The following is a 16,888-nucleotide window of genomic DNA, read 5'->3' as shown; positions in this document are numbered from 1 at the left end:
ATGAGTTTTTCAAATGACGACCTGCCGGGTTATAAAGATTTAGATATAAAAAACCTAAGCAACTGCTTTAAGAATGTATTAAATTCATATAAGTTTTATTGGTTTTTAGCTATTCTGGATCACGTTGCAGAAAGAAATGATCCTTTCATTAGCATGGAGGAATTATCTCTCAGAATGTTATCATCTGTCTGGTATCCGTTAGATTATTTCAAGTTGTCGTTTGGAAAACAAGATAGCTTTAGAAACCTGGCTATATCAGTCTCATCCTATATGCGGGTTGACAACAGCCTTAACGCCCCAACATTGATGTGGCAAATCGAAAATAAATTGCCCGAAGAAATCGCTTACAATATAAAACGATCAATAAAGGAAACTTTAAAAAGATGGGTAACATACAGGTTTTTAAGTCCCTTTTTTAATAATCAATTAAGAGGAACCAGAGATCAACAAGTTAATAATATCATTGAAAAGCTAACCAACGAAGAACGTTTAAAACATTATACACCTTATCGAATTGTGCCTAATGGCATAATATTAAGTGAGAAGTGGATTGAATATTTTAAAGTTCACCAATATATTTTAAAGGGCTTCATTTCATGGCATTTAGTTCGCTTTTTGCAAAAAAATAACCCCGGTGTCGTAGGACTTTCAGAAAAGTTGGAAAAGCCCAAATTTCGAGATCTAAAAGATGCCAAAGTATTCTGGAGCAAATATTTATTTTCTTCAGAAGTATCTTGTGTTTATTGTAGCCGCTTGATTCCGAAAACAGGGTTCAGCTTAGATCATTTTATTCCCTGGAGCTACGTGGCTCATGACCAGTTATGGAATATTATTCCAACAATTAAATCAGTAAATTCATCTAAAAGTGATGCTCTCCCTAATCTGAAATCCTATTTAAGCACTTTTTGCGATTTGCAATTCGATGCTTTTAAAATGCATGTTGATTTAGGTAATAATCGACTATTAGAGGATTATCAAGTCCTTTTTAAGCAAACTGAACTTCAACTGATCAATAGTGAGGATTTTAAAAATGTAATTGGCTTAGAAATAACAAACAACTACCGGATAGCTGAAAATTTGGGATTTAAAGCCAACTACATCTATGAACTTTAGCTATTTTAGGCCATGGATAAATTAAATTGTCCCTGAAAGCTTTTTAGCATTTCTAAGAATAGCTTGCCTGAACCCGGATTTTCCTTGTCCAGTTCATCCGCTTCCTGTTCTTCCGCATAGATCAGTTTATTCCAGTCTTCATACTGGTGGTAACATAGCCGGATATTGAAATGGTGATATTCAATTTCCTCCTTGTTCATCGGTCGGGAAAGAAAAGGGACAGCATAGTATAGACCCATCGGCCTGCGGTTACGGTCACACCAGATTTCAGCATGCATAAAAACATAAATGCGGGGCGGATATTTGGTTTGCGGTTTGAAATAATAGTCGACCCTTCCGCTTGTTTTTCTCGGGAGCGCGTTCACCCTGTCAAACTCTGCCTTTTCACGGGGAGACATGACATAGCCTTCTTTAATCTTTACCATCTTTTTAAATCATTAGTATTCCAGTATGCTTTTTCCGTATTTCTTCAGGTTCCGGGCTTTGGTTTCAAAGGTGCAGGGCAGAACAAATTGGCGGACGTATTCATCAATAGTTGTCCCTTTGAGGCGATGATACCGCAGCAACTGCGGCGTATCCGCATTAATTTCGAACCAGCGGAGCGGCCTTGTCAGCGGGTGCCGGAATATTTCATCCCGGTAACGCTCATTCCAGTCTTCCTCACCCGCTAACCTGATATAAACCACATCCCGCTGCCGCCTGATTTCGGCTACAGCTTCTTTAATCAGTTCGGAAGTGTATTCAATTGTCGTATAAAGCGTAAAGCCAGCGCCTTCGCTGCTTACGAGCGCTTCGGTATATTCAATACCATTGGTTGTTTTTTCAAAATACATAGTGATGATATTAATTGGTATCATTACCAAAGTTCAGATCCTTCAATGCCGTGATGGCCTGTTTCCTGACCAGCAGTATTTCGAGGATTTCCTCGCTGTTATCATAATTTTGGTTCTCAAAGCGGTAGGTGTCCGTATCCTCATCAAATTCATATGAGGCGATGTCGTCCCAGTCCAGCGCAACATCCGTAAGTGTGCCGTCCCGGTAAGCCGCTTCCCCGAACGTACCGTTACCCGGCTCGCTGTAGCTGTACCTGAAACCCATTCTAAAATGTTCAGCAATCGCCACGATGACCGCCGTATTCGGAGACCACTTCGTCTCATAATACAGCATACCATCCTCCCAGCGGATGTCAAAAAGATATCCCCTGTCACCCTGTGCAAAAGGAGGAAGCTGTCCCGCTCTATTCTTTTTTTCTTTCGCCGCCATTGCTTTAAAAAGCTTTCCCAAATCCTCAAATTGGCTGTGTTCGCCAATAAATTCTACCGTGTTGCTGCACCAGTTTGCCATGTTTCCTGTTTTTAATCGTTAAAGAATTATTTTTCTTTTTTGCCAGCCTCTTCCATATGTTTTTTGAGATAAGGGGAAAAAGAAAGCAGCTGGTTGTGGCCGGAAAAGGCAAAAGGAAACGAAATAAATAGGGGGGACCCTTTGGGGAGTAAACTGTTTATGTCGTAGTCTTTTGACATCCCATCAAATCATACGGACACGAACTTGGCTGTGCTTTTTACCCGTTCAAAAAAAAACAAGACGGAGCGCTGATACTTGATTGAAACAAGACCGGAAGCCGGATCGGGATAATCAAAGCAACACCCAAAAGCCTGGTCAGGAGCAAGTGCCTGCCTGCCGGATGAGCGGAAGCGTACGGTCTGATCCGGGTCTAAGCCGGGGCATACGGCAGGCAGGCTTTTGCTCCGCCGGCCGCATCTGGTGAAAGCATGAAGCAGGGCGGAATGATGAACCGGATAAAAGGCCGGCACGCTTCGTAAGTATAGTCAGTAAACTCTAAAGCCTGTCGGAAAAGCAAATGCCTGCCTGCCGGATGAGCAGGATGGATCAGCCAGGTTAAGCGCAGCGTACGGTCTGATCCGGGTTTAAGACGGGGCATACGGCAGGCAGGCTTTTGCAGCGAAGCCCGGTCTGGCCCGGAATGCAGCATAGCGGAATGTAAGGACCTGACAAAGGGCATTGGACGGCATCAGGGATAGGAGCGGCATCCTTCGGGAGAAGATACAGCGTATAGCCCGCCCGGCAGTTTGCGGCGTTTTGTCGGGGATGCAGAAATAAAAAAGCATAGCAGTTGAAAGGACGAAGCGCCTACAGCCCGGACAGTTTTCGCTTAATGAACTCCGCGACAGTTGTGTTTTTAAACGGGAATTCCACGTTATTCATCTTCACGCCGTCTGATCCTGCGGATGGATATTGCCATTGCCTTTCCAGATATATTCTTAACCGGTATGTTTCCGGTCTGAAGAGCCGCAGCCATAATTTTGACCTGGAGCTGTACCGGTACAGCCTGGATGTAAGCTGAGTTAACATTTCAGCGATCATTTCACCGGAAAGAACATCCCCGGTAACCTGGATGGTGCGGTATATAAACCTATCCGGCTCCGAAAAGATAAAAGCCGCACTTCGGCCTATATCCGTTAATGCGGTATAAGGTATGGTCGATTTCGCTCCGTAATTTCCTGACACCACACCGGTATATTTTGAATCATTGTGCCAATCAATATGTTCCATATAGAGAGATGTCCGGAGTATCGTGTAAGGAATATGCTCTTTCATCAGTATGTTTTCCAGTCGCAGCTTACTGTCGATAAAGCTTACGCCTGTAAGGCCATCAGCATAGCTGATAAAAGAACTGAAAACCAGATGGCTGACTTTTGCCTCCTTACACGCCCAGATGATATTTTTGCCCTGTACGATTTCGTTGTCAATATCATATTTCCCCTTCTGTGAGGACCACGGCTGTGTGACGCCGAATACGCCGAAGGCTCCTGTGAATGCCTGTACAAGCGAGGACAAATCGCGGGTATCTGCCCTTCGCACCGAAGCCCCGGCAGCCGCAAGCCTGAGCGCCGCGGCTGACTCAGGGTTCCTGGTAAGGACAGTAACGCTCCACCGCCGATCTGCAAGCATGGCAGCGGCAACGGCACCGCCCTGGTTGCCTGTCGCTCCGCAGATAATAATTTTACGTTTTGAATTCATAAACCGTCAGGTGGCGTGGCAGATCGTCGTTATTAATGCCGCGTTTGTTTATAGGCATCTGAGGCCCAAAGTTCATTTTACCGAAATGGAAGGAGAAGCTCACGCCGAAAGAGTTGAATGATACCGGGAACCCTGCTGGTTTGAACAAGCTTATGACCTGCTTCAGGGAACCATTCAGCTTGAATGTTAGTTGCCCTGAACATTCGGTAATCTTACAGCAAAAGATCAGGTGCAGACATGGGCCGGATTACTCCTGGACACGTTGACAGCTATGTTGTTTAATTTTCAATATGCAGTCTGCGCGCTCTCTGCGCCAATCATTTGAATCAAAAAAGCACCTCCAGCTCCGGGAGGTGCGACTATTATTAACTGATCTTCATATAACGTTATGAAAAAAACGTAAGAACGATGGAGCAATATTTCTGATTATCTTGATTAGAGATAGATCATGGTCTTCCCAGTTCAACCGTACAATTCAGCAGTGCGACACGCCACTGATACGGCAACATGGAGATCCAACAGATTAGCATCTCCCTGAGATTATGGTTTGGCTTGATTTTCGGGCAGTAATACCAGCTGTATATAATTCTGTCCACCCAGGTATGTATTCGCGGTCGCTTTGATGCGTTCCGGTGTTACCGTTTGCAGATCCGACCGGTAAGTATCCAAAGCATGCAGGTCGTCATTATTTGATTGCTGACCATTGAGATAACTGAGCCACCAACGATTAGTTTGGCTTTCCGACTCCCTGGTTCGGATGCTTTCCGCCCGCCATTTGTCCACGTTGATCTGCGTTGGACCTTGTGTCTTCAGTTTACTGATCTCATCAAGAGTGGAAGCAATGAGCTTTTCTGCGTTCTGCGGCCCGCAGCCAAATTCTACCCCGAACAGGTAACGGTTCTTTGGATATTTAAAAGTCTGTGCAAAAGCACCCGGAGAATACACCCCGCTTTCATCTTCCCTTAACCTTTCCAGTAAACGAATCTCCAGGCATTCCCTTAGTGCATCTATCGTTACTTTTTCAGCCGTATTATACTTGAAATTGCCCGACCAGTATAACTGTACGCTGGCTTTGGGCTCGCTGCCTTTGTAAACTGTTTTTTCGGTCTTTCCCGACGGTACATCGATGCCCAGGTCTTTAGCCTGGGTATAATGCCCGCTGGCCGGCAGGCTGCCAATATATTTCTCGAGCAGGGGTTTAAGCAGTTCTACATCAAAACTGCCCACAAAAGTAAAAACAAGGCCGGATGCATCGCCAAAGCGCTCCTTATAAATCTCAAAAGAACGGTCTAAGCTGATCTGGTCAAGTTTAGCCAAAGTCGGACCTGTACGACGTATGCTGTGCATTCCCAATACAGCACTGACCGTATCCTTGAAAACGCTGGACGGATCGTTCGCCCGGTTTTGCAGGCTGGCCTTCGAGCGGGCAATGATGCCCTGAAATAGCAATGAATCTTTTCTGGGTTCTGTATAATAAGTGTACAAAAGCTGTAATGCTGTTTCGAGGTCTTTAGGTGTCGCAGCTCCGCTGACACCCTGCATACGTTCGCTGATATAAGACCTCACTGCTAACTGTTTGCCCGAAAGAAATTTATCCAATTGAGTGGGATTATAATTCCCCGCGCCAAAGGAAGGAATAATCCCGGCCGCATTAGCCGCACTCTGGTAATCTGAATCGGTGTACAGGGAAGTACCGCCGGGTGCAAAGGCAGTAAACAACACCTCGTTGTCTTTATAGGTGGTAGGTTTGAGCAGTACTTTGACACCGTTACTGAGTGCGAACAGCGTTGTACCCAACTTATCGTCCTTGACGATGCTGGTTACCTTACCACTTACGGGCTGCACGGCTATTAAAGGCTCAGTGCTTACTTCATCTTTGTAAGATTCCAGTTTTTCATCAACCACGGCTTTTATCCAGCTATTAACCAAATCTTCGTTCGGCAGGTTGCTTTTATCCTTTTCAGGAGCCATCAGTAATATATCCCGGTTAACCTGGGTAATGTATTCAGCTGACAACGCGTTGACCTCGTTGAGCGCGATGCCGGGCAGACCCTTTTTGACCATTTCATATTCATATTGGATCCCGGGTGCTGCGGTCCCTTTTAAAAAATAAGCGAGATATTCCTGAACATAATTTTCTGAATTCGTTTTGTTCTTTTCGTTAAGCGCAGACTCCATATTGTTCAGATAACCTTTTTTCGCCCTGTCGAGTTCAGTTGAGGTAAAACCAAATCGTTTGATCCGTTCAGTTTCCCGCCAAACCGCTTTAAAGCCTTTTTCCAGTTCACCGGGCCTTGCCACAACACTAACATCAAAATTATCCAGGCCGCCAATAAAACTGCTGATCCCCGCACTGCCGCGTACAAATGGAGGGTTAGCCTGGCGGGCCAATTCCGCATAACGTTCACTCAGCATCTGGTTATAGAGTTCGCGGATAATAGATTTACGATATTCAGAAGCGGTACGTAAAGGCAGTGTCGGCCGCTTGATCAGCACTTCTGCTACTGTGGCTGTCATTTCCTTATCCGTTACAGATATGAATTGATTCTTCCCGGTTAGCGGTACGCTATACTTCGTGCGTATTTTTTCATGCAGGGGGTTTTTGAGGCCATTAAATTGTCTTTTAATGGTTTGCTCCATTTGGTTCACGTCCACGTCACCCACTACGATCAGCGCCTGCAGGTCAGGACGGTACCAGTCATGATAGAATCTCCTGATGGTTTCGGGTTTAAAATTATTCAGCACTTCATCAGTACCTATGGGGATCCGTACCGCGTACCGGGAATTATTCAGGATCAGCGGCCAGTATTGTCTGCGCATACGTTCCTGCGCGCCCTTGCCCAGGCGTTTTTCCTCCAGTACCACCCCGCGTTCCTTATTGATCTCAACAGTATCCAGCGAGGCTTCCTGCGCCCAGTCCCGCATGATGGCGACACCTTTTTGCAGGAGTTCCGGATTGTCCGTTGGCAGCGGCAACTGATAGACGGTTTCATCAAAACTCGTGTAGGCGTTCAGGTCTGCTCCGAACCGTACACCGCTTTTTTGTAAGTAGTTAACAAGTTCATTTTTTGGAAAGTGTTTAGTGCCATTAAAACTCATATGTTCCATGAAGTGCGCTAATCCGCGCTGGTCTTCAGATTCCAGTACCGAACCCACTTTGTTGGCGAGGTAAAAAACGACCCGCTTTTTGGGTTCTTCGTTATGCCGGATGTAATAGCTAAAGCCGTTGGCAAGTTTGCCTGTACGAACAGCAGGATCAAGCGGCAGGGGTTTTTCCTGTGCTATTGCTGCCGCGGACAGGAATAATACCCCTGCGAAAAAGGACAATTTGGGAATTTGCATATTGATTGGTTATAATTTATTAAAAGTTCGAAACAGGTTTACTAACCTTGCCGTCCGGATTGTTTTGTTTGGGTCGTTACTTAAAGCAGCACACAGTGTTAACTTTTCTGTAAAAAAGCTATCGCCTTTTTCTTGCAATTAAGATCCAAGATACCGACAGCGCTATCAGCGAAGGCAAAATGCCCATCCATGCCCAGCGTATCCAGGTTAACCGGGCACTATTCATGAGAATGCGGTTATCCTGAGGCTCGGGGCGGGTAGTATCAATAGGAAACTCGCCATCACTGAACCACTTGAACAATTCCGTTACGAAAGCAAAATTGATTGACCGGGGAGTTCTTCTCCTTGATTCGGCATTATTCATAAAATCGGCATCACCGATAATGAAAATCCGCTGTTCGCCGCGTGGTATCGCACGGCGAAGCGCCAACGCTACCGGGTAGGATTTTTTGTCTTCATTTTTTCGTGCATCTGTCAATTCTTTTGTTTTGTCGACCCTGAGATCCGGGATCAGCCAGGTGTTGGAGGCCTGTGTTACCAGAATTGGTAAGTTTCGGAAAGGTGAATTCGGCAATAACCTTACAGGTGCAACCGTTGGTGTGGTCACAAAAGCACTGTCTTTATTTAAATACTCACCGTTGCCTGCAATTTGCAGCCAGTTTTTTGTAGCCAGCCCGCTTAATACAAAGGAAGGCTCAAAGTTCTGGCTCTTTTGCACGAGCATGCCATCACCCATTTCAACACCTGCTAAACTCAAAATAGGATTTAAGATGGCCTGACTACCTGGTTCACCGGCGATCAGCAGGTTTCCGCCCTCATTGATATAGCCTGCAAGATTTGTTAATTCCCCGGACGTATAGGCGGTCAATGGGTCAGCGATCACCAGCACATCCACCTGCTTGCGAAGCCCTGGCTGATCAAGACTAACAGACCGGATATCGAAACCCTGATTCAGCAAAGAGTAGCGAAAGGTTATTTCATTGGTGGACACTTCGTAATCGTTGTCCCCGGTTTTGGTGATGTTTCGTTCGCGATGCCCTGTCGCAAAACCTACTTTCGGCGATTTTGCTATCAGTTTTTTCAATGCGGCGGAAGTCTCTTTCTCCGACGGATATTTCATAATATCATCAAACATACGGAGGAACACTTTCTTACCTTTATATGAAAGCGTCCGTACTAACCTGTTTCGCTCGGGCTTGAGATCAACGATCTTTTTGATCTGTTCCGGCCGCAGGAACTTATCAAAATCCATCCCGTTAATTTTTGCCATTTTTTTTGCCAGCTGTTCATCATTTAACCCGGGATTCTCCTTATACAGCCGCTCGTTTTCAGAATGATCCCAGTAATAGACATAATCCATCCGCATGTAAGGCATAAACCTGAAATATTTATCAAAGGACCTCTTATCATTATTCTGAAAGCTGGGAAGTCCCATAAAATAGTTTTCATCCAAAAGGTTTACATAAGTGGTCATGACAACAGGTTCATTGATCTTTGCAATCACTTCCCTGCTTGGTCTTGTTAATGTACGGGTTTGATCCGCCGTCATATCTATATAAAAAATATACTGAGGTAAAGAGCCGATATAGCCGATCAGCAGCATAAAGGCAATTAAACCAACATAGCCTCCAACTTTGAGTGATAGAGAGATGGTCCTGCGCTCAAATTGCAGCTTCAGAAAGGTGAGGCCGAGAAACATAGCAATTACGATCAGGAAGTACAGGATATCGTTACTTCCTAAAAGTCCGTTGATAGATTCTTCCGCACGCCCGGAAATAGAAAGGAAGTAAGTAATATCCCGGACGAATTCAATATCCTGCCACAGACCGCCGATGAAATTTAAAATGGCCAGTACAACGAGTGTACTAATGGCCGCCACCACCTGGTAGCTCGTTAAGCTTGACATAAAGAGGCCTACTGCGGAATAGGCACATATAAGGAGATACAATCCGATAATACCGGAAAGAATAAAGGTAAAATCAACGTCCTTGATCGTAAATATGGATAACACACCCAGCCCCAGCAATATACACATCAGAAGAAAACAGTAAATGATCATCGCCAGGTACTTTCCGGCTACAATGTCGAATACCCTGATGGGCGAAGAATACAATAATTTAATGGATCCGCTATGCGTTTCCCTGCTGATCAGGCCCATGGTCAGCAGAGGGATATACAAGTAGAGATATTCCTGCATTTTGGGAAACAAACTCCTGAAACCTGCAAAAACATTATCGGTCAGGCCGCTAAGGGTCATTCCCATTTGCTGAGCCTGCTCCAGGCGTTCTATGGTGGACATATATCCCCAGCCTGACTGGATGATAAATACCAGTAATACGATCCATGCTACCGGCGAATAGAATAAAAGGCTCAGTTCAATCCGGGCAATCCTTAAAATATTTTTCATGCTTAATTCTTAGGTGTTTTGTTTGATAATTGGGCAAAGATTTGGTCAAGGGAACTTTTCTCCAGTGTGATCTCGCGCATCCTCCAATCCTGATCGATACTCCGCCGTATAAGGTGTTCACAAATTTCCGGTCCTCCCGAAAAATGAATCCGGAATCTTGTATCGCTCAGTACCTCAACACTTTTTACCTCATCAAGCTGTTCCAGCATTTCGAAGGGTGGGGGATTCTGAAGCGTGATGACCAGGCTGTCCGGTTCTATATGGTTATTGAAAGCATCCATGCTGTCAGAAAAAACCATTCTGCCGTTCTCGATCATCTTGACATGGCTACAGGTAGCCTGTATTTCTGAAAGAATATGGGATGAAAAAATAACCGCTTTTTCTTCGCCTACCGCTTTAATCAGCTTACGTACCTCGGTGATCTGGTTGGGGTCGAGCCCGTTTGTTGGTTCATCCAGTACTACGAGCCGCGGCTCATGAATAATGGCTTGCGCAATGCCCACCCGCTGTTTGTAGCCGCCGGACAAATTGGCGATCAGCCGGTTCTTAAAATGCGAAACGCCGCACTTCGCCATCGCTTTGTCGACGGCATACGGCACATCTTTTTTGGCTATCAGCCTGAGATAAGCGCATTGGGTAAGGTATTCCTTTACGGTAAGCTCCATATAAAGAGGGGCATTTTGCGGCAGAAATCCGATTAGCTTTTTGGCCGCGATGGGGTTATCCTGCATGGTATAACCACCGACCTCCACAATGCCTTCAGTTTGGTTAAGTACACCGCACATGATGTTCATCGTGGTTGATTTACCTGCGCCGTTAGAGCCTAATAAGCCCAGCACACCGTGCTCACTGATTTCAAAACTAATGTCGCGGATAGCCCATGAGGTCCCGTACCGGTGCGACAGCCCGATCAGTCTTACTATATTATTGTCCATTAATTTAAGTTTGAGGCCGATGTCCCGCGCCAAAGCGGCGCGGGATACCAAACCATGTTCATCTACCTGTATCCTTGATTTTGTGTAAGGTTCGGATTAGCATCAATAGCTGTTTGTGGTATAGGAAATAATTGAGCAAAGGATTGCCAGGTAGGTTTGGCTGCCCCTAATACCGCATTTATTCGCCCGGTTCTTTTTAAGCTCACCCAGCGGTCGCCGCGTTCGCAGAATAACTCTATTCTTCGTTCATGTTCGATAGCTAAATTTAAATTTATACCGGTTGTGAGCGCGGGAAGCCCGGCACGGTTACGGATAATATTGATATCAGCTAAGGCTGGCGCGGCATTGCCAAGTGCTGCGTTCGCTTCTGCGCGCAGCAGATACATTTCAGCCAGGCGGATTACTGTCGGGGCCTCGTTTCTTCCGGATGCGACAGCATCGTCATTATCAGAGTTCTCATACTTAAATGATTCCGATGCGTTCACTCCATCCAGGGTTACGTCACGCACCCAGGCGGATCGGCGCAGGTCACCTGGTTCAAATGAATTTAACAATGCATCAGTTAAGGTATAGGGTAAGGCAAATGTATAAATGCCGCTGACAAACTCCTGTCCCTCATTGGTGTAACCGGAGGTTTCGTTAAGCGCCGAACCCAGTTGGAAGATTGCCTCCCTGGAACCTGCAAGAAAAACGTTGTTAAGCTGGTTTCCGGGCAATAATCCGTACATATCCGTATGGTTAATTACTTCCGTTGCATTACTCACGGCGCCTTGCGCGTTGCCTGTAGCCAGATAGGCCCGGGCCAGCAAGGCAGTCGCGGCGCTCCGGTTGACCTGGGAACGGCCGCTGACGCCGGAATTGGAGACATACGCTTCGCTCAAACCCGCTTTTGCCTCGGTTAAATCCTGTATGATCTGTGTATAAACGGCAGCAACTGAACTCCTGGGTAGCAGGGCTGTTACGTTTACGTTGGTGCTGACCACCAGCGGAACATCACCGAAATGACTGACGAGCTGCATGTAACAATAGGCGCGCATAGCCAGCGCTTCGGAACGCATTTGCCTCGCGGCAGTTTCGCCGACAGCAGTATTGTTTGTCAATCGTTCGATAATGCTGTTGAAACTGTAGATCGATGTATATGAATCTGTCCATATATCTGACGTGTAGCTGCTGCTTTGGGGCTCGTAGGTATTGTTTTCCAATGCGGCGTACCGGGCGGAACCGGAAAGAGAGTGTAATTCATCGGCGGCCAGGGCATCGGCGAGCGTTAAGTTCAAACTATAACTTTGCGATCCTGATAGTTGACTATATGCCCCCGACAAGGCTCCTCTTGCCGATTCTACCGAGTTGAAAATTACTTCAGAGGGAAGTTCATTCTTGGGAGGTTTGATGTCCAGTAATTTTTGACAGCCCGTGCTAATGAAAATAAAAAAGGCTAAACCGGCTGACTTAATAAGTTTTGATATATTAATCATGGCAGTTAAATTAAAAGGTAAATTGAATAACACCGACGATAGTCCTCAACGGGGGGACGTTTAAACCCTGAGACTCCGGATCAAACCCCAGGTAATTGGTAACAGTGAACAGATTTTGTCCCTGTACCTGCAGTCTGAGCTTCTGCAGCTTCATCCGTTTTAACCAGTCGCCTGTAAAATCATAAGCGACGTTGATATTCTTCAGCCTGACAAAGGAAGCATCTGTAAGTATTGCATCGGATGAAACATAGTTGGAATAAGCGTTATAGGCATTGTTATAGGTACTGGTGATCTGCGGCTGGCCCGGCAAGCCCGCATTGATGTATTGAAGAACAGGCTTTGCAGCCCCGTTATACATCATCCCGGGCGGATAAAATGACTGGGATAAAACCGATCTGCCCTTTTGTTTAACAAACTGGAATAGGAAGTCCAGTGTGATGTTCTTGTAAATGAACGTGTTGGAAAGCCCTCCGTAGTAATTAGGCTGTGTGTATCCCGCGAAATACCGGTCCCCGCGTCCGGTTTCAGCAAAGCCAAAGTTGATGCTGCCGTTCCCGTTCAGGTCTGCAAAAGTTGGCAGGCCTGTTTGAGGGCTGAAGCCGGTATACTGAAACAGGTAAACGCTGCTGAGTGGTTTTCCGACAACATAGCGCGAGTAATAAGCCGTATTTTGGATATTGGGGAAGGACAATAATTTATTCCGGTTGAACGAGATGTTAAATTCGCTGTTCCACCGGAACGATGAGCTTTTAATATTCTGAGAAGATAAAGTAAACTCCCAGCCTTTGTTCTCGACAGTTGCCGGCATATTGGCCTGGTAGCTTGAAAAGCCTGACTGAATACTAAGCGGGTAGGATACCAGCTGGTTTCCGGTCCGGTTTCTATAATAAGCGGCTGTTAGAGAAAGTTTATCTTTCAGAAATGACAGGTCGACCGCAGCTTCCAGTTTCCTGGTCTGCTCCCAACGGTATGTAGGGTTTGCAATACGTGTTGGCACCAGGCCGGTCGCACCATTATAAACGTACGGCACGGAGACATAGGAGTCCAGAAATTGATAATCACCGATCTGGTCACTACCTACAACACCATAGCTTGCCCTTAATTTCCCAAAGCTGATTAAAGGGAAGGCTTTTGCGAATTTCTCTTCAGTAAATACCCACGCAGCGCCTGCTGATCCGAAATTTCCGTAGCGGGAATCCGGTCCAAAGCGGGAGGAGCCATCCCTTCTGAAATTCAGGTTAAGTATATATTTCTGTTCCCAGTTATAGTTTACACGCCCGAAAACAGAGGCATATTTATATTGACTTGAACCGCTGCTGGTACTCACATTTTGTGCGGAAGCCAGGTTTTCCAGGAAATCGTCAGAAGGGAAATCAGTCGCAATAGTGTAATAAGGTGTCCTTGAGCTCTGGTATTGCCAGGTACCGCCAAGTAAAGCGCTTAAATCGCCCTTTGATATCCTGGTGGAATAGGTGAGCTGGGGTTCAATGATGTAATTATTGCTTACGTTGTAGGCAAACATGCTCCCCGACACATTATAACTTACGCCTGGATCCATTGATGATTTTGGCGATAATCGTTTTTGATCCATATCTGACCGGCTGAATCCGAGGGATGTCTTGAAGGTCAGTCCCTTGGTTATATGATAAGCAAGGGTCATATTACTGATCAGGTTGCTGCCTTTGTTGGATTGCTGCTGGTTAAGCTGTCCCAGCGGGTTCCGTGGAATGCCGAAGGCGACGCCGCTCCAGTAAAGACTGCCGTCGGGGTTATACAGCGGGTAATTTGGCGGCAGGTAATAAGCTGCAGAGGTTTGATCCAGAACTGAAATATTATTTTCGTCGGCGCTGTAAATAGCAGAAAAGTTAACTTCAAATTTTTGGTCGAAGGATTTATGACCAAGGTTAAAATTAAGGGCGCTGCGTTTATAGCCCTGGTCCCCGATAAAAACGTTTCCTTCCAGGTGATGCGTCCCGCTTATACGGAAACTGGTTAACGCGTCCCCTCCGCTTAGTGCGATATTGGCATCTGTTGTATGTGCCGTGTTGCCGATCAGGAGTTTCTGGAAATCAGTATAAGCATTTTGATCCCATCGTGTTAAATCAAAAGCGGCATCTGTCGCCGGGTTAATCCCGGTGTTTGCATAGGCTTTTCGCCGGATGGCCAGGTATTCCGGTGTGGAAAGGGTTTTAACGTAATGGTTAACATTTGAAACGCCATGTTTGACCAGCCCGTCCAGGTGTGTATCACCCTGTTTGCCCTTTTTAGTAGTAATCAGCACAACGCCGTTTGATCCTCTCGATCCATATATGGCCGTGGCGTCAGCATCTTTGAGAACTGTAATGTTTTCAATATCGGCGGGATTGATGCTGTTAAGCGGACTGGTAGATCCGTTGGCGGCATCCATCGAAGATATCGCATCGGAAAGATAAGGAACGCCGTCAACGATAAAAAGCGGATTATTGCTGCCTGCCAGTGAATTTGTCCCCCTGATTGTAAATGTCATCGGGCTTCCCGGTAAACCATTTGCCTGTGTAACATAAACGCCGGCCATTCTGCCCTGAATAGCTGAAGCCGGATTCGTTGCCGGAGTATTGGCCAGATCCTGCGCGGAAATTTCAACCTGGGATCCCGTACTTGTTCTCCTGGTAGAAGTGCCGTATCCAATGACCTGAACTTCGTCAAGTCTGCCCGGGTCCGGTTCCAGTAAGAAGATCATTTCCTGGTTCCTGGTTGCTTTTCTTTCGGCCTTTTTGTAACCGATAAAGGTGAAAATCAGGATTGATTCGTCATTTGGAATTCCAATATTGAAAACCCCGTGGCTATCGGTCTGGGCACCATTTGCTGCATTGTTAAGATGAATGGTAACACCCGGCATAGGTTCGCCGTTTTCGTCTTTAACCACACCTGACTGTACAAATCCGGTTAACGATGGCTGCCGGGTACCGGCGGCAGCCGGCCCTGTCGGAAGCGGCAAGGGCCGGCTGCTCTTCAGTACAATAAACTGGTCATCTATGATGTCGTAGTTAATACCATACTTGTCGCGTATCCAGTTAAGGACCGTTGAAAGGCGCTGACCGGTAAATGACTGATTAAGTATTATTTTTTTATCAAGTAGCTTGTCGTTATAAACGAACTTGGTATGGCTCTGCTTTTCGAGCAGTTTGATGCCGTTTTCGAGCGAAACGTTGTTAAAAGCAATCGTAATGATCTTTTCCGCGGAAGATTGTGCAGCCGCGGGACAGGAGAGCACTATGAATACAGCAAGTAAAAAGAACGGTGCCGGGCGGCCACGGAAAAGCGCCCTTTTAATATTCAACGCAATGGTTGCTGCTTTACCCGAATGTTGTGTGTGAATGAGCCGTTTGGATAAGGCACAGAAAGGCCATATCAAATCTTTTTTATACATTTGTTAGGTTTGAATTTTGAGATTAAAAAAATTAGGAACCAATTGACGGGGGTGTTGGAAGCACCTCCGTTTTAATTTAGTAAAGACTATCTATTCATCGAAACAGCCTCCCCCTGTTAACTGAATTTTATTATCATGAATTTTATAGGTGGCATTAATTGACCCGCAAAGGAGCCTGAGTGATTGTTCCAGGGATTGATTAGTAAGATCGGCTGTTATTTTACAAGACTTATACTCTCCGGTATACCCTTCAAAATGAACATCAAACTTTTGTTCAAAACGATGCATAATTTCCTCAAATGGCGTTTTCTCAAAGGCCATATCATATTGCGTTCCCGCCGTTATGGACTGAAAGTTTTCTTTTTTCGCCCGGCTGTCTATACTTTCTACCTTCCCCAGCTCGGCCTTAAATGTTTGGTTGGCGGATACAAAAACCACCTTGCTATCCTGTCCTGATACCTTTCTTATGACACCAACTTTTCCCGTCAGAACGGCAATGTCAAAATCCCGGTCGGCGGTTCCTGTTTTCAGGTTAAAACTGGTTCCTAATACGGTAGTTAAGTAACTTCCGGACCTTACAACGAATGGCCAGCGTGCGTCGTGTCTGATTTCAAAAAGCGCCTCGCCGGTAAGTGACACCTCCCTGTTGTTTTTTCCAAAAGTTGCCGGGTAGGTAAACTTACTTTTTCCCTTCAGCCATACAACACTGCTATCGGGTAAAATTATTCTTCGTACACCTTCGGTGTTTACGATCTGTTGATTTACAGCAGGTGCGGCCGCTCTATTAAAATATTGATAGGCCAGGAATGACATGCCAAAGAACAAAATAATAGCCGCTGCTGTTCTTAACCATACCGGAAGCTGTCTTACTGTCTTTTTCTCTTCATTGCCCAACTCTTTACTGATCCTTTTAAACAGCAGCGCTTTCAATCGCTGTTCATCAGTGCCTTCCAATTCCAGAAATTCGGGTAGGGGGGCGTCATACCAGTTCCTTAATTCAATTTTTTCAGACTCTGTTAAGCTGCCTTTTTTCCATTTAAGGCTCAGATATTTGATATTTTCAGGGACATCCATAGCTATTGTATCAATTTACTAATACTATAGCGTGCATTTTTCGCAACAACACGTACGCAACATGAAAAAAAAGTTAATTTTTTGTTACTTT

Annotated in this window: 12 protein-coding genes; 1 reads left to right on the top strand and 11 read right to left on the bottom strand. The window is 45.7% G+C overall.

The features are described 5' to 3' along the window. Entirely contained in the window at positions 1 to 1,113 is a 1,113-nt protein-coding gene (locus tag BLR84_RS06290) for an HNH endonuclease domain-containing protein (RefSeq protein WP_090466110.1), read from the top strand. Positions 1,114 to 1,118: 5 nt separating this feature from the next. Here the strand turns inward: BLR84_RS06290 and BLR84_RS06285 are convergent, their stop codons facing one another. The 11 genes from BLR84_RS06285 to BLR84_RS06235 form a co-directional block, all read right to left on the bottom strand. Further along, the gene (locus BLR84_RS06285) at positions 1,119 to 1,538 is read right to left on the bottom strand and encodes a hypothetical protein (RefSeq protein ID WP_090466107.1); all 420 of its coding nucleotides are present in this window, start codon (positions 1,536 to 1,538) and stop codon (positions 1,119 to 1,121) included. A gap of 12 nt (positions 1,539 to 1,550) precedes the next feature. Continuing rightward, complete coding sequence (locus BLR84_RS06280) at positions 1,551 to 1,946, bottom strand: hypothetical protein (RefSeq protein WP_143013843.1); 396 nt, start codon at positions 1,944 to 1,946, stop codon at positions 1,551 to 1,553. Between the two features lie 10 nt (positions 1,947 to 1,956). Next, positions 1,957 to 2,457 carry a DUF1281 family ferredoxin-like fold protein gene (locus BLR84_RS06275; protein ID WP_090466101.1) on the bottom strand — a complete coding sequence of 167 codons (501 nt, stop codon included), beginning with the start codon at positions 2,455 to 2,457 and terminating at the stop codon, positions 1,957 to 1,959. Positions 2,458 to 2,827: 370 nt separating this feature from the next. Beyond that, positions 2,828 to 3,106, bottom strand: coding sequence for a hypothetical protein (locus BLR84_RS06270; RefSeq protein WP_090466099.1), 279 nt, complete (start codon positions 3,104 to 3,106; stop codon positions 2,828 to 2,830). A gap of 158 nt (positions 3,107 to 3,264) precedes the next feature. Then, positions 3,265 to 4,155 (bottom strand): NmrA family NAD(P)-binding protein, encoded by an 891-nt coding sequence (locus BLR84_RS06265; RefSeq protein WP_090466096.1) that lies wholly within the window; start codon positions 4,153 to 4,155, stop codon positions 3,265 to 3,267. Between the two features lie 540 nt (positions 4,156 to 4,695). Beyond that, a complete protein-coding gene (locus BLR84_RS06260; RefSeq protein WP_090466093.1) occupies positions 4,696 to 7,497 on the bottom strand; it encodes a M16 family metallopeptidase in 2,802 nt (933 codons plus the stop codon). Between the two features lie 118 nt (positions 7,498 to 7,615). Then, on the bottom strand, positions 7,616 to 9,904 hold the full coding sequence (locus BLR84_RS06255; protein ID WP_090466089.1) for a Gldg family protein: 2,289 nt from the start codon (positions 9,902 to 9,904) through the stop codon (positions 7,616 to 7,618). Positions 9,905 to 9,906: 2 nt separating this feature from the next. Then, positions 9,907 to 10,839: an ABC transporter ATP-binding protein gene (locus tag BLR84_RS06250; RefSeq protein ID WP_090467598.1), complete on the bottom strand. Its 933-nt coding sequence runs from the start codon at positions 10,837 to 10,839 to the stop codon at positions 9,907 to 9,909. Between the two features lie 62 nt (positions 10,840 to 10,901). Then, entirely contained in the window at positions 10,902 to 12,314 is a 1,413-nt protein-coding gene (locus BLR84_RS06245; protein ID WP_143013842.1) for a RagB/SusD family nutrient uptake outer membrane protein, read from the bottom strand. Positions 12,315 to 12,324: 10 nt separating this feature from the next. After that, positions 12,325 to 15,723, bottom strand: coding sequence for a SusC/RagA family TonB-linked outer membrane protein (locus BLR84_RS06240; RefSeq protein WP_090466084.1), 3,399 nt, complete (start codon positions 15,721 to 15,723; stop codon positions 12,325 to 12,327). Between the two features lie 90 nt (positions 15,724 to 15,813). Further along, entirely contained in the window at positions 15,814 to 16,797 is a 984-nt protein-coding gene (locus BLR84_RS06235; RefSeq protein ID WP_090466082.1) for a FecR family protein, read from the bottom strand. Positions 16,798 to 16,888 lie beyond the last annotated feature (91 nt).

This window comes from Mucilaginibacter sp. OK268 (genome assembly GCF_900103125.1).
Taxonomy (GTDB): domain Bacteria; phylum Bacteroidota; class Bacteroidia; order Sphingobacteriales; family Sphingobacteriaceae; genus Mucilaginibacter.
The sequence above is the reverse complement of the archived record's forward strand: the minus strand, read 5'-3'. Positions and strand labels throughout refer to the sequence as shown.